This window comes from Pandoraea sp. B-6, assembly GCF_000282835.1.
In the GTDB taxonomy this organism is placed as follows: Bacteria; Pseudomonadota; Gammaproteobacteria; order Burkholderiales; family Burkholderiaceae; genus Pandoraea; species Pandoraea cepalis.
On record NZ_KB290531.1, the window covers coordinates 1 to 455 of the forward strand.

A 455-nucleotide genomic window follows, 5' to 3' on the forward strand; every position below is an offset into this window, starting at 1 on the left:
CTCGTTGCCGCCGTGCTCACGCTTTGGGCGGGCGCGGTCGCGGCGCAACTCAATGCGCCGATCACGGGATCGATGGGCGGCGCTGACGCACGCAATGTCGCCGCGCCGGCACCGGCTGTCTCGGCAACCCCCGCAGCGCAAACGGCGGCAGCGCCTGCAGAACAAGCGAGGCGCGTGCCGCGCAACGTCGTTCGGCGCGATACGGCACTGCGTGTCGGCGAGCATGCCCACGACGGAATGCTCGGCGACGAAACCGAAGCGTTGCTCGCGCTGCAGGCGGGCAACCTGGCCGCCGGGCCGGGGCTGCCGATGCTCGGCTCAACGGCGTCGCGTGCCTACAAGCGCTATCTGGATAGCTTCACGTATCCGATTCCTCAGTTCTATCCGGCGATCGTCCAGGGCGATACGGGGACCGGCAACAATGGCGGGGGGAGCGCGGGGGCTGCGCCCGCCCC

Annotated in this window: 1 protein-coding gene; it reads left to right on the top strand. The window is 70.3% G+C overall.

All coding sequences use genetic code 11. The features are described from left to right. Positions 1-455: DUF3613 domain-containing protein (locus tag A985_RS27580; protein WP_157211473.1), on the top strand; the 455-nt coding region annotated here is incomplete at both ends.